The 13,025-nt window shown below is 63.3% G+C and carries 13 protein-coding genes; 5 read left to right on the top strand and 8 right to left on the bottom strand.

Annotation, left to right across the window (positions count from 1 at the left end; all coding sequences use genetic code 11):
- Positions 1 to 39 precede the first annotated feature (39 nt).
- The 3 genes from CDV44_RS00140 to CDV44_RS00150 all read right to left on the bottom strand — a co-directional run bounded on the left by CDV44_RS00140 (position 40) and on the right by CDV44_RS00150 (position 3,963).
- Positions 40 to 1,845, bottom strand: a complete 1,806-nt coding sequence (locus CDV44_RS00140) for a M61 family metallopeptidase (RefSeq protein ID WP_087686202.1) — start codon at positions 1,843 to 1,845, stop codon at positions 40 to 42.
- Positions 1,846 to 1,886: 41 nt separating this feature from the next.
- On the bottom strand, positions 1,887 to 2,639 hold the full coding sequence (locus CDV44_RS00145; protein ID WP_087686203.1) for a DsbC family protein: 753 nt from the start codon (positions 2,637 to 2,639) through the stop codon (positions 1,887 to 1,889).
- Positions 2,640 to 2,763: 124 nt separating this feature from the next.
- Complete coding sequence (locus CDV44_RS00150; RefSeq protein ID WP_087686204.1) at positions 2,764 to 3,963, bottom strand: UbiH/UbiF family hydroxylase; 1,200 nt, start codon at positions 3,961 to 3,963, stop codon at positions 2,764 to 2,766.
- A gap of 194 nt (positions 3,964 to 4,157) precedes the next feature.
- Between CDV44_RS00150 and CDV44_RS00155 the strand changes: the two genes are divergently transcribed.
- Together CDV44_RS00155 and ychF are read left to right on the top strand one after the other, a co-directional pair.
- The gene (locus tag CDV44_RS00155) at positions 4,158 to 5,036 is read left to right on the top strand and encodes a neutral zinc metallopeptidase (RefSeq protein ID WP_087686205.1); all 879 of its coding nucleotides are present in this window, start codon (positions 4,158 to 4,160) and stop codon (positions 5,034 to 5,036) included.
- Positions 5,037 to 5,145: 109 nt separating this feature from the next.
- On the top strand, positions 5,146 to 6,240 hold the full coding sequence (gene ychF, locus CDV44_RS00160; RefSeq protein WP_058376235.1) for a redox-regulated ATPase YchF: 1,095 nt from the start codon (positions 5,146 to 5,148) through the stop codon (positions 6,238 to 6,240).
- Positions 6,241 to 6,371: 131 nt separating this feature from the next.
- On the opposite strand, the gene CDV44_RS00165 is transcribed toward ychF, so the two are convergent.
- The 4 genes from CDV44_RS00165 to CDV44_RS00180 all read right to left on the bottom strand — a co-directional run bounded on the left by CDV44_RS00165 (position 6,372) and on the right by CDV44_RS00180 (position 8,368).
- Positions 6,372 to 6,680, bottom strand: coding sequence for a type II toxin-antitoxin system RelE/ParE family toxin (locus CDV44_RS00165; RefSeq protein ID WP_249277347.1), 309 nt, complete (start codon positions 6,678 to 6,680; stop codon positions 6,372 to 6,374).
- Positions 6,681 to 6,709: 29 nt separating this feature from the next.
- A complete protein-coding gene (locus CDV44_RS00170) occupies positions 6,710 to 6,988 on the bottom strand; it encodes a type II toxin-antitoxin system Phd/YefM family antitoxin (protein WP_087686311.1) in 279 nt (92 codons plus the stop codon).
- 238 nt (positions 6,989 to 7,226) lie between these two features.
- Complete coding sequence (locus CDV44_RS00175; protein ID WP_249277348.1) at positions 7,227 to 7,691, bottom strand: GNAT family N-acetyltransferase; 465 nt, start codon at positions 7,689 to 7,691, stop codon at positions 7,227 to 7,229.
- Positions 7,688 to 8,368: a GntR family transcriptional regulator gene (locus tag CDV44_RS00180; protein ID WP_087686207.1), complete on the bottom strand. Its 681-nt coding sequence runs from the start codon at positions 8,366 to 8,368 to the stop codon at positions 7,688 to 7,690. Before CDV44_RS00180 ends, CDV44_RS00175 begins: the two co-directional genes overlap by 4 nt.
- A gap of 62 nt (positions 8,369 to 8,430) precedes the next feature.
- Here CDV44_RS00180 and CDV44_RS00185 point away from each other — a divergent pair, with 62 nt between their 5' ends.
- The 3 genes from CDV44_RS00185 to CDV44_RS00195 all read left to right on the top strand — a co-directional run bounded on the left by CDV44_RS00185 (position 8,431) and on the right by CDV44_RS00195 (position 12,551).
- Positions 8,431 to 9,876 carry an SLC13 family permease gene (locus CDV44_RS00185; protein WP_087686208.1) on the top strand — a complete coding sequence of 482 codons (1,446 nt, stop codon included), beginning with the start codon at positions 8,431 to 8,433 and terminating at the stop codon, positions 9,874 to 9,876.
- Positions 9,877 to 10,126: 250 nt separating this feature from the next.
- Positions 10,127 to 11,428 carry a glycosyltransferase family 87 protein gene (locus CDV44_RS00190; protein ID WP_087686209.1) on the top strand — a complete coding sequence of 434 codons (1,302 nt, stop codon included), beginning with the start codon at positions 10,127 to 10,129 and terminating at the stop codon, positions 11,426 to 11,428.
- Between the two features lie 4 nt (positions 11,429 to 11,432).
- Positions 11,433 to 12,551 (top strand): glycosyltransferase family 2 protein, encoded by a 1,119-nt coding sequence (locus CDV44_RS00195; protein WP_087686210.1) that lies wholly within the window; start codon positions 11,433 to 11,435, stop codon positions 12,549 to 12,551.
- On the opposite strand, the gene CDV44_RS00200 is transcribed toward CDV44_RS00195, so the two are convergent.
- Positions 12,478 to 12,927 carry a GtrA family protein gene (locus CDV44_RS00200; RefSeq protein WP_087686211.1) on the bottom strand — a complete coding sequence of 150 codons (450 nt, stop codon included), beginning with the start codon at positions 12,925 to 12,927 and terminating at the stop codon, positions 12,478 to 12,480. The two genes, CDV44_RS00195 and CDV44_RS00200, sit on opposite strands and share 74 nt — an antisense overlap.
- Positions 12,928 to 13,025: the final 98 nt, after the last annotated feature.

Here is a 13,025-nt window from a genome sequence, read left to right on the forward strand (position 1 = left end):
CGCGATTCAAACACCCATCAAACACGGATCAAATACAGATCAGGCGCTCAGCCACTTCTCGCGGCGTTGCGCTGCGGCGCGATCGCGCGTGGCGGTAATGCGGTATTGCGTCACTTCCGGGGCATCGAGCGTAAGCGTGGTTTCACGCAACTCGTCACGACGGAACGCATGCACGCGCACCTGATCGCCTGCACGATAGCGTTCGAGCAACTTGTCGAGATTGCCCGCCGTCACGCGCAGACCGTCGATGGCGACGAGCGTATCGCCTGCCGACAGACCCGCCGCTTGCGCAGCACCACCGTCGAGCACCTGCGCGAGCGCGAGATCGTCACCGCGCTTGGCCGTCTTCGCGCCCAGTGACGGACGGCCGTGATCCGGTGTCACCGGCGCCAGCGTCAGGCCGACACGTTCCAGCAACGACGCGAGCGGCAAGTCGCGCGTGCCGTTGACGGCCGTCGCGAAGAACTCCGACAGGTCGATACCCGACACCTCTTCAAACAACGGCTGCACCGCGTCTTCATCGATGCCGACCGGCGAGCCGCGATAGAAATCGCGTCCGTAACGCTGCCACAGCGCGCGCATGATGTCGTCGAGCGACTTCTGGCCACGGGTCTGCGTGCGAATGGTCAGATCAAGTGCCAGCGCGATCAGCGAGCCCTTCGTGTAGTAACTCACGATGGCGTTCGGCGCGTTCTCGTCCTGACGGTAGTACTTGGTCCACGCGTCGAACGAACTCTCGGCAACGGTCTGCTTGAGACGGCCGCTGCCGCGCAGCACATTGGCCACCGTCTTCGCGACCAGATCGTAATAAGCGGGCGCGTCGATCACGCCGCTGCGCACGAGCATCAGATCGTCGTAATACGACGTGAAGCCTTCGAACAACCACAGCAGGCGCGTGTAATTTTCCTGATCGAGCGTATAGGGCGCAAAGGCCGCCGGTTTGATGCGTTTGACGTTCCACGTGTGGAAATACTCGTGGCTCACCAGACCGAGGAAGCCGCGATACGCGTCGCTCATCTTGGCCTGACCCTGCACCGGCAAATCGTTACGACCGGCCAGCAACGCCGTGGATGCGCGATGCTCCAGCCCGCCATAGCCGTCGCCCACGGTCATCAACAGGAAGACGTAACGCGACATGGGCACACGCGAGCGCGCGCTGGCGCCCGGTTCGAACAATCGGATCTGCGATTCGCAGATCTTCTTCATGTCGCGCAGCAAGCGATCGAGATCGAGCTTCGGCACGGGGCCGGTGATGGCCACCTCATGCGTCACACCGCACGCCTTGAAGGTGCCGTGCACGAAGGTGCCCAGTTCCACCGGCGAATCGATCAGTTCGTCGTAATCGGCGGCGGCATAGCGTCCGAAGTCGAGCGCCGCCGTCCCCTGTGCAGGCTCCAGCGCCGTCGCCACGCGCCATGCCTTGTAGACAGCACCGCGCGGACGCAGGATGTCGACTTCGCACGGCGAGTTCTCCTGCCCGTGCACACGCAGAAACACGCTGGTGCCGTTGAAGAAGCCGTGCGTGTCGTCCAGATGCGCGGCGCGCACCGAGAGATCCCACGCATAGACCTCATACGTCACGATCAGCGTGCCCTTGCAGGGCGCCGCCTGCCACGTGTGCTTGTCGAGCTTGTCGAGCGCCACCTTGCGGCCACGGCACGTCGCGCCGATGGTCACGATGTTGCGCGCGAACTCGCGCACCATATAGCTGCCCGGAATCCACGCCGGCAGCGTGAAACGCTGGCCTTCAGGCGCAGGGCTGGAGACCGTGACGCTCACTTCGAACAAGTGAGCGGCGGGCGACTTCGGGACAACGGCGTAGCGAATGGAAGGCGTAGCTTTCATGACGTGGGCGGCGCGGGCAGGCGCTTCTTATGTGAGAGGGCTTACTTGACGGTGGCGAGGGCTTTTTCGAGCTCGTCGGCGGGCACGGCACCCGGCAGGCGGCGGCCGTCCGACAGAATGATCGTCGGCGTGCCCGTCACGTTGTAGCTGTGACCCAGCGCCACGTTCTGCTTGACCGGACCGTCGTCGCACTTGGCGCTCGGCGTGGCCGGTGCCTTCTTGTCGAGCATCCAGTCGTGCCATGCCTTGAGGCGATCGGTCGAGCACCAGATGGCCTTCGACTTGGCGTCCGAATCCGGGCCGAGCACCGGGTACAGGAAGGTATAGACGGTGATGTTGTCGATGTTCGACTTCAGGGTCTCTTCGAAGCGCTTGCAGTACGGGCAATTCGGATCGGAGAAGACCGCGATCTTGCGGCTGCCGTTGCCCTTCACGAACTTGATGGCGCGATCGAGCGGGAGCTTCGAGAAGTCGACCTTGTTCAGCTCGGATTGACGCGCTTCCGTGAGGTTCTGACGCGTCTTGGTGTCGATCAGATTGCCGCCCAGAATGACGTACTGTGCCTTTTCGTCGGCGTAGATGATCTCGCCGCCGACCGCCACTTCATAGAGCCCCGGCACCGGCGTGCGCGACACCGACTTCACGGGGGCATCCGAACCGAGCGTCTTTTGCACGGCGCTCTTCACGCGGTCGAGCGTCGCGTCCGGCTTGTTCTGCGCGACGGCCAGCGTGGTGACACCGGCGGCGCAAACCGCTGCGATAGCAAGCGCCGCGGCGCGATAACGTTGCAACATCGAATTTCTCCAGAAGTAGTGTCGTGCTTGATGGTGCGTATGGGGATGCGAGGGCGTGCGCAGATACTTGCACTGTCCCGCGCGTCGTTTCGCCAGTTGCGAATCGACGCCGTAGACGAATGCCTTAACCCAGCGCGCGGCCGATCAGGAATTTCTTCACGAAGGGCAGCATGTTCACGCCGTCGAGACCGGCGTTGCGTGCAAATTTCGCGAGCGGGCTGCTGGTCGAGAACAGTTTGTGCAGCCCATCGGTCGTGAACGCCATGCTGCCGATATCTTCCTTGCGCGCACGCTCGTAGCGACGCAGCACGGTGGCATCGCCACAGTCGCGGAACGATTCCCGCGCAGCCACGGCGTCGCCCAGTGCGGCAACATCGCGCAAACCGAGGTTCATGCCCTGCCCGGCCAGCGGATGCACTACGTGCGCCGCGTCGCCGATCAACGCCACGCGTTGGGCAATGAGACGCTTCGCTTGCGCGAGCACCAGCGGAAACCCCTGTGCGCGGGCTGAGACCGGCGTGAGCTGACCAAGTTCACCCTTCGAGAACGTACCGATACGCTCGGCAAGGTCTTTGGGGTCGAGCGCAAGCAACTGACTGGCGTGGCTCTCGGCCGCCGACCAGACGAGCGAGACGTGCTGATCCGGCAGTGGCAGCAGCGCGATGATCTCGCCGTCGTGAAACCATTGAAACGCGGTATCGCGGTGCGATCGCTCCGCGCGGAAGTTGCACACCACGCCAAGTTGTTCATACGGGCGCACCGTGCCATCGAGGCCTGCCGTGCCACGTACCCACGAGTGCGCGCCGTCGGCCCCGACCACGAGCGATGCGCGCAGTACCTTGCCGTCGGACAAACGCACCGAAGCGGCATCCGCGTCGACTTCGAGCGCATCGGCGCGGGCGTCGACCCAATGGACTTGCGGAGAGAAGCGCAGCGCGGCGTCGAGGGCGCGTTCGAGATTGGACGATTCGGCGATCCATGCCAGTTGCGGCACGGCGGCCTGATAGGCCGAGAAGTGCAGGCTGCCACGTTCGTCGCCGAACACTTCCATGTCGTAGACGGGATTCACGCGTGCAGGATCGACCGCCTGCCAGACACGCATGCGCTCGAAGAGGGCTTGCGAGCTGGACGAGAGCGAATAGATGCGGGCGTCCCAGAGGTCGGCGCCGGGGGCCGTCGCCGGTGCTGGCGCGGCGGCGGGCTGGGCGAGCAGTGCGACCGACAGGCGCGCTTGCGAAAGCAGCAAGGCGGCGGCCTTGCCGATCAGACCGCCACCGACGACGATGACGTCGTGCGTCTGGCTGGAAGTTTGGGATTGGGCCATGCGGCGAATGCAGCGCCCGCGCCATGACTGCGCGAGCCGACTGGTTCAGAAAACGAGATGGCGTATTGTCGCACGCCTGCCGCCGGGGCGATGACCGGCCGCGCGGGGCCCGGCTGCGACCGAGCGTCGCGCCGTCGACGCCCGGCGCTATACTTCCGCGCAGGTAACGGGCATCCATGCAGGGGAGATTCAAAATGCGTCTCGACGACGAACAGGAAAGTCAGAACGTAGAAGACCGCCGGGGCAGTGGCGGCGGCTTCGGAGGTCGCGCGACCATCGGGATCGGCACGATCGTGGTGGCGCTGGCGGCCTCGTACTTCTTCGGCATCGACCCGCGCGAGATCATCGAAGGCTCGCAGATGATTCAGGGGCAAACGCAGTCGCAGCCCCAGCGGGCACCGGCCAACACGGCACCCGCCAACGACCCCAAGATTGTTTTCACGCGCAAGGTGCTGGGCAACATCGAGCACACGTGGGCGAGCGTTTTCCCCGCGCAGTTGAACCGTCAGTACGTGGCGCCCAAGCTGGTGGTGTTCTCCGGGGCGACGGCCACGGCGTGCGGGACGGGGCAAACGGCCATGGGGCCGTTTTACTGTCCGGGCGACCAGAAGGTCTATATCGATCTCGAGTTTTACGACGAATTGCAGCGCAAGTTCGGTGCGGGTGGCGACTTCGCGCAGGCTTACGTGATTGCGCACGAGGTGGGCCATCACGTGCAGAACCTGCTGGGCATTTCCGAGCAGTTCGACGCGGCGCGCCGGCGGGTGAGCGAAGCGCAGGCCAATGCGCTGTCGGTGCGGCTGGAGTTGCAGGCGGACTGCTTTGCCGGCGTCTGGGCCAACAATGCGGCCAAGGCGAACCAGCAGTTGTTCGAGCCGGGTGACATTGAACAGGGGCTCAAGGCGGCGGCGGCCATCGGCGACGACCGGTTGCAGCAGCAATCGCAGGGACGCGTGGTGCCGGAGTCGTTCACGCACGGCACGAGTGCGCAGCGGGTGTATTGGCTGCGTCAGGGGTTGCAGTCGGGCGATGTGCGCAAGTGCGACACGTTCTCGGCCAAGCAACTGAGCTGAGCGCCTGCGCCCCCCGAGGCCCCGGGGGTGGCGGAGCGGGTGTTTCGGGCACGAACGGGTACAATAGCGGACTTTCCGCGACGCAATACCGGATTTCACAGGATTTAGCATGAGCCTCAAATGCGGCATCGTCGGCTTGCCCAACGTCGGCAAATCGACCCTTTTCAATGCGCTGACCAAGGCGGGCATCGCTGCCGAGAACTACCCGTTCTGTACGATCGAGCCGAACGTCGGCGTGGTCGAGGTGCCGGACCCGCGACTGGGCAAGCTGGCCGAGATCGTCAAGCCCGAGCGGATCATGCCGGCAACGGTCGAATTCGTGGACATCGCCGGTCTGGTGGCGGGCGCGTCCAAGGGTGAAGGGCTGGGCAACCAGTTCCTCGCGAACATTCGCGAGACGGACGCGATCACGCACGTCGTGCGTTGCTTCGAGGATGAGAACGTCATCCACGTGGCCGGCAAGGTCAACCCGATCTCCGACATCGAAGTGATCAACACCGAACTCGCGCTGGCCGATCTGGCCACCGTCGAGAAGTCGTTGCAGCGTTACACGAAGGCGGCCAAGTCGGGCAACGACAAGGAAGCGGCCAAGCTGGTGGCGGTACTCGAGAAGATTGCGCCGGTGCTCAACGAGGCACGTCCGGTGCGCTCGCTCAAGCTGTCAGAAGACGAACAGGCGTTGATCAAGCCGTTCTGCCTGATCACGGCCAAGCCGACGATGTATGTGGCGAACGTGAAGGACGACGGTTTCGAGAACAACCCGCATCTGGATGCGGTGCGCAAGTACGCTGAAGCGGAAAATGCGCCGGTCGTGGCGGTGTGCGCGGCGATCGAAGCGGAAATCGGCGATATGGAAGATGCCGACAAGGCCGAGTTTTTGGCCGACATGGGCATGGACGAGCCGGGTCTGGACCGCGTGATTCGTGCGGGCTTCAAGCTGCTGGGCTTGCAGACGTACTTCACGGCCGGCGTGAAGGAAGTGCGCGCGTGGACGATCCACGTGGGCGACACGGCCCCGCAAGCGGCTGGCGTGATCCACACCGACTTCGAGCGCGGCTTCATCCGCGCGCAGACGATCGCGTTCGACGACTACATCCAGTTCAAGGGCGAGCAAGGCGCGAAAGAAGCCGGCAAGATGCGCGCCGAAGGCAAGGAATACGTCGTGCATGACGGCGACGTGATGAATTTCTTGTTTAACGTGTAACGTCTGACAGACTGATTGTCGTGGCGCTCCCGTGCAAAACGGGTCGCCACAAACAAAAACACCCCGGATCACAGCGGTACGCCGCTGATCCGGGGTGTTTTTGTTTAGTCGAGTGAAAGCGAGTGAGTCGGCTAACTTGAGAGTAAGCGATCTTCGAGAACCGACTGCATATCGCGCCGACCGTCAGCGACGACGTAGATCACGATTTGTTTGCCGAAGATCCGATAAATGACGCGATAGGGTTTGAAGGCAACTTGACGGAACTCCTTGATACCGAGCGACACCAGCTCTCTGGGATAACTACCGCGTTCAGGCCATTGAGCGAGGCTCTCTACAACGCTCAGCAACTGATCGAGAACTCGCTCTGCATTCTTCGGACAATCGAACTCGGCAATGTAGTCGTAAATCGCTTCGAGGTCACTTTCTGCACCGGCAGTCATGGTCACTTTGTACTTGACCCTCCCTCCCGTCATTCCGCGGCGCTCCGCTTTTTTCGAATACGCGCCACGACATCGGCGACTGGTGCAACGTTGCCCGCCTCCACATCTCGATTCCCAAGCGCCAGCAGTTTGAGAAGTGCGAGCGTTTCCTGCGTCGCTTCATACGAAGCCACATCCACCAGTACGGCTTTGGCTTCGCCATTCTGCGTGATAATCATCGGCACGCGTTGTTTCGCGAGCGTCGCCAGGACTTCCGCGGCGTTCGCCTTCAGATAGCTGATAGGCTTGACTTGCGTTGAGTAGCGCATTTCCATAGTTCCAAATCCCAGTGAGACTGAATATAGTCCTTTTAAGGTCCACCCTCAATGACATCGGTCGAGAGGAGGTACTTAAGGGAGTATGGAAGCGCTTCGCTGACATCTCGTTCGATAGGCTGCGACGATCAGGATGTGTTCCTCGTCTCTCTTCCCTCGGCAATGGTTCTCCGAGCACAAACCATCACAAGCAGATGTGACACTTATCAGACAGCACTCAATCGGCAGCTCATCAAGCTCGGGCAACCACGGTCACCATATCCTCGTAATCCCCCTCTTCCGACGTCCCCGCCCCGGTCACAACACAACCGTGACGCAAGTAGAACGCCCTCGCCCGCGAGTTCTTCACCAGACATTTGAGTCGATATACGCGCGACTGCCAGCCCGGGAGCGCTTTCAACAACGCCGCCCCCACACCTGCGCCTTGCGAGGTCTCACGCACGTAGAGCATGTGAATGAAGTTATCCGCAGGCCAGACAGAGATGAATCCGAGGATCTCCTCGTTGGCAGCTCTCGCTACTTGAATCGTCTCGCCCGCGGCATCCGACGCGAAGTCTTCATACCGGAACCGGTCGGGCGTCAGCCACGTCATCGTCTGCCGTCTGACGTCGAGGTACAGCTGTGCGAGCACAGGCAAGTCCGCCGGTCTCACCACTTCAATGACAAAGGCGCGGCCGTTCGTGTCGACATAGCTCACGCGTCCCAACCCTCTCGAATGATTTGCGCAATCCGCTCGCCGGTTTCCCGGTTATGCGCCTGCACCAGTGCCACCGCCCCTGCATCGTCACCGGCCGCACAAAGACGCAGTAGCTCGCGATGTTCCTCGTGCGAGCGCTGCGCATTCCCCTGCGTGCGCCACGCCAGAAACAGATACCGGCCGAGGTTCAGCCGCGCCGTCGCCACTGCACGCTGAAAGTAAGGGCGCTCCGCCTTCGCGTAAAGCATCGCGTGAAACGCCGCGTTGCGTGCCACCACATCCGCAAGATCCGACGTCGCTTCCAACGCATCCAACGACGCCTCGGCCCGCGCCAAATCGGCGCGCGACAAGTTCGGCATCGCCAACGCCATCAACCGCCCCTCCAGCAACGCGCGGTAGTCGGCCAACTCCAGCGCGTCGCGCTCGGTGAGCGACGCCACCACCGTGCCGCGATTCACGCGGCTGAGCGCCAACCCGTCAGCCGCGAGCATCGTCAGCGCTTCACGCACCGGCACATGGCTCACGCCCAGCGCCGCCGCGAGATGGTCCTGCCGCAGCGCTTCGCCCGGCTTCAATTCACCTCGGCCAATCTGTTCACGCAACGCTTCATAAGCCCGCTCCGTCGCAGTGCCCGCCTGCGACTCCGATCCCGCTTCCGATCCGGCATCTTTCGCCATTCGTCGACTCTCCCGGCAAATTATATATAATCACGCAAAATTATATATTATCTGGAGTCACCATGTCACAAACCAGCCCGACACCTGCTGCTGGCAGCACGGTCGCCCCCATCCCCGGCGACGCCTTCGCGCCCGGGCGACGCTCGCGGCATGGCTTGCTTGTGGGACTCAGCGCCCTCGTTGGCTTCGCGCTGTACTCGGCAGGGTTGCGTGGCGACACGCTCTCGGTGGCCGTCATCGTGACGCTTTGCCTCGGCTACTGGGCCACCGGCTGGCTGCCCGACTTCCTCGTGTCGTTGCTGTTGATGTTCCTGCTGGTTGCGGGCACATCGCTCGGCGCAGGCGTGGTCTTCTCGGGCTTCACGTCCGGTGCCTTCTGGCTGGTGTTCAGCGGCGCCGTCATCGGCATGGCGCTCGCCGTCACCGGACTCGGCGAACGCGTGGCACGCCGCCTCGCCGCCCACTGCGGACACGCTTACGGGCTCGCCCTCACCGGGTTCGTCGCCATCGCCTTCGTGCTGTCGCTGGTCATGCCCTCCACGCTGGGACGCATCGCCATTCTGGTGCCGATCGTGCTCAGCTTTTGCGACCGCGTCGGCTTCGTCACCGGCCGCCCCGGACGCACCGGGCTGCTGCTCGCCACCGCACTCGCCAGTTGCGAGTTGTCGACCGCCATCCTGCCCGCCAATCTGCCGAATCTGGTGATGGCCGGCAGCGCGGAAACGGTGCTGGGCATCCGCCTCGGCTATGCCGAATACGCCAGCGCACTCGTGCCCGCGCTGGCCGTCGTGCGCGGCGCGCTGTTGGTCGTCGTTGCCATGTGGATGTTTCCGGACCGTCTCGTCGCAGCAGACCTCGCGTCGTCATCCCCCTCGCCCGCAACCGCATCGATGAGCGCTGCCGAACGCCGCCTGCTCGGCGCGCTGACGCTGATGTTGGGGCTCTGGTTCACTGAACCGTGGCACCACGTCTCCGCCGGTTGGGTCGGGCTCGGCGTGGCGCTGCTTTGCCTCGGCCCACTACGCCTCGTGAATCCGGAAGCGTTTCTCAAGCAGGTGAAGCTCGCGCCGCTGTGGTTTGTGGCCGCGATCATCGGATTGACAGCGGCCGTCGATCACGCAGGTCTGGCCGATGCGTTGCGTCCCGCGCTCTCGCGCCTCGACCTTGCGCAAATGTCTGCAACGCCCGCCTATCTCGTGCTGGTCGTACTTTCCGTCGTGCTGATGTTTGCCGTCACCTCGAACGCCGCGCCCGCGTTGTTCACCCCGTTAGTCCCCGCCCTCGCACAGGGCGCGCCACTCAGCATGAAAGCCGTGTTGCTCACGCAGGCCGTCGGTATCTCGACGATCGTGCTGCCGTATCAAGCGCCGCCGCTGATTCTGGCCATGGCGCTCGCCGGTATCGGGCTGCGCGACGCGACCCGGTTTTGCGTCGCCACCGCCTTGCTGTCGCTCGTCACGGTGCTACCGGCCAATGCGCTTTGGTGGCACGTCATCGGCCTGATGTGACGCGCCGTGACGTTTTGCGTTGCCATCCGAATTAACACTTCAAACGCCGGTTTGCCACAGTCACCCGATAGACGTGATCCTTTCGGAGACCGTCTCGTCTAATATCAGAGCGTGGCCCTGCCATCTCGGGAATGCCCTGCTTGAGCTCGGCGTGCCCGCGCAGTGACAATCGTTACAACAACAACTCGCAACACCAAAACAGCAGCGCAATCGAGCATCGCAGTCTTCATGCAGCCAGGGGGGTGTTGGCATGACATCGAAGCCGTCCGCAGTGGTTGACGTAGCAGCGCCCTCGCGCCGGCACTGGAGCGACGATCGCGATCGCATTCGCCTGTATGCCGCCGCCGGCCTGCTTTGCGTGCTCGGCGTGATCGGCATCTGGTGCTATCAGCATTTCATTCAACAAAACCCCAAGGTCGGCCCGTTCGGTCTCGACTTCCTGCCGTTCTGGGGCGCGTCGCATCTCGTGCTGCAAGGGCATCCGCTCGATGCCTACAACATCGAGATCATGAACGGCGTACAACTCGCAGAAGAACCGTGGACAGCCAAGATGGGCGGCTACATGCCGTGGCTCTATCCGCCCGTGATGATGGTGTTTCTCGCCCCCGTCGCGCTGCTGCCTTTCACTTTCGCTTACGCGGCCTATGCCTGCGTCGGCTTCGGCTTTTTCTACACGGCGCTGCGGCGTACCGCGCCGTGGCAGGACGCGCGCTTGCCCATCATCGGCTTCCCCGGGGTGTTGCTCGTCGTGGTCGCCGGACAGATCGGCCTCTACACCACGGCCATCGCCGGCTTCTCACTGGTGTTCCTGCGAAAACGCCCCGTGTGGGCCGGCATCTTCGCGGGCCTGCTCTTCATCAAACCGCACATCGCACTGCTCTTTCCGCTGGCATTCCTTTGCGCCCGCCAATGGCGCGCCCTTGCCGCCTGTATTGCCACCGTCGCCGTCACCACATTGTTGGCCGCAGCGCTCTTCGGCATCGACGTCTACGCGGCCTTCCTTCATGCCAACGAGTACGCACGCCAAGGCGTCGCCAACGGCACGGCGCAGGTTGCACGCATTCCCACGTTCTTCATCACCGGACGCATGCTCCGCCTGCCGGTCGTCGTCGCACTCGCGATTCACGCCGTGATTGCGCTGGGTGCTGTGGCCGCCATGATCGACTTCTGGCGACGCCCCACGGCCTTCGCGTTGCGTGCCGCCATGCTCATTTGCGCAACCACGCTCGTGAGCCCATACCTCTACGACTACGACCTCGCGCTGCTCGCGCTCGTCATCGCCTGGTACGTGCGCGATGGTATGGCGCGTGGCTGGCTGCGCGGCGAGCGAGAATGGCTCGTGCTGCTGTGGATCACACCGCTGCTCGGCCTGTTCGGCGTGCTCTTCATTCACTTCCAGTTCATGCCGTTCATCACGCTGGCGACACTCGGCATGCTCTGGCGCCGTCGTCGCAAGCTCGCACATGTTCCCGATCTGCCCGATGCGTTCGATCGGCGAATCGATGCCGCCGACCGCCGTGCCCCCGGCATGGCCCATGTGTTCACGAGGTGACCCGATGCCACGCGCTGCCGACACCCGCCACACACCCGACACCACTCGCGCACCGCTCGTCTCGCTCGTGGTGCCCTGCCACAACGAAGCCCCGGCGCTCGATGCGTTCTTCCGGGCCGTCGTCCCCATTCTCGACAGCGTGGCCGGCGTTCACTTCGAAATCGTTTGCGTGAACGACGGCAGCACCGACGACACGCTCAACACGTTGCTCGCGTTACGCCGTCGCGACGCCCGCATCCGTGTCGTGGACTTCACGCGCAACTTCGGCAAGGAAGCCGCACTCAGTGCCGGCATCGACGAAGCCGTCGGCGACGCCGTAATTCCCATCGACGCCGACTTGCAAGACCCGCCCGCCCTCATCCCCGTGATGATCGAGCGCTGGCGCAACGGCGCCGAAGTCGTGCTCGCCAAGCGCACCAACCGCGCGAGCGACAGCTTCGCCAAACGCGTCGCCGCCGGGTTGTACTACCGCGTGCACAACCGGCTCTCCGAAGTGAAGTTGCCCGAGAACGTTGGTGACTTCCGGTTGATCGACCGGCGCGTGGTGACAGCGCTCAAGCAGTTGCCCGAGCGCCGCCGCTTCATGAAGGGTCTCTTCGCGTGGGTCGGCTTTCAGACGGAAATCGTGGAGTACGTGCGCGAACCGCGCAGCGCGGGGGAGTCGAAGTTCTCCGGCTGGCGGTTATGGAATTTTGCGTTGGAAGGCATCACCAGCTTCAGCACCGTGCCGCTGCGCTGCTGGACTTACATTGGCGTATCGCTGGCGTTCGTCTCATTCGCCTATGGCTGCTTTATCGCGCTGCGCACGATCATCCACGGCATCGATGTGCCCGGCTATGCCTCACTGCTCGTCGGCATTCTGTTCCTCGGCGGTATCCAGTTGGTCGGGATTGGCGTGATCGGCGAATACGTCGGACGGATCTATTACGAATCGAAGGGACGTCCGCTCTATCTCGTGCGCCGGCGCTATCAGACGAGCGGCAAGGTCAGCCATCTGCCCGCTCGCGTGGGCGGCCGTGCGCAACGCCATTTGCATGAAAGCCTCGCGCTCACGCGTCGCGATACGTCCAGAGCCGATGCAGCAAAAACGTCGCGGGCGGCACGATCAGCACGACAGCGATAATGCCCAGCCAGTGATTGCCACCCAAGCGCTCGACGCCTCCGGCAATCATCGTCGTGAGCCACAGCCCGAACAGCGACACGCCCACGAAGCGCAGCAGACTCGTGCGGTGTAGCCGCGCGGAAAAACTCCAGAGCGTATTGAGCAGATAGGAACACGGCGTCGCCACGCAAAACGCCGTCGCGTTCGCCAGCACCGGTCCCACGCCGTACCCATCGATAAGTGTGATCGCCACGATCACATGCACAGCCGTCGAGATCACCCCCGTCACACCGAATCGCCATAGCGGCACGAACAACGTGCGCACATGACGCGACGCACGCCAGCGTTGCAGACGCGAAGCCGGTGGCGGTGACGATGGCGGACGGGGTTCGTGCATCAGCGGCGTTGTGCGTAAAGGCGCGGGCAAGTAAGAGAATTCGGAAGCGCAAGGTGTAAGAAAAACACCGGCGGCCGATCGAGTATAGGGATTTCTTC

Origin of the sequence: Pandoraea sp. PE-S2R-1, assembly GCF_002179865.1 — a bacterium.
In the GTDB taxonomy this organism is placed as follows: Bacteria; Pseudomonadota; Gammaproteobacteria; order Burkholderiales; family Burkholderiaceae; genus Pandoraea.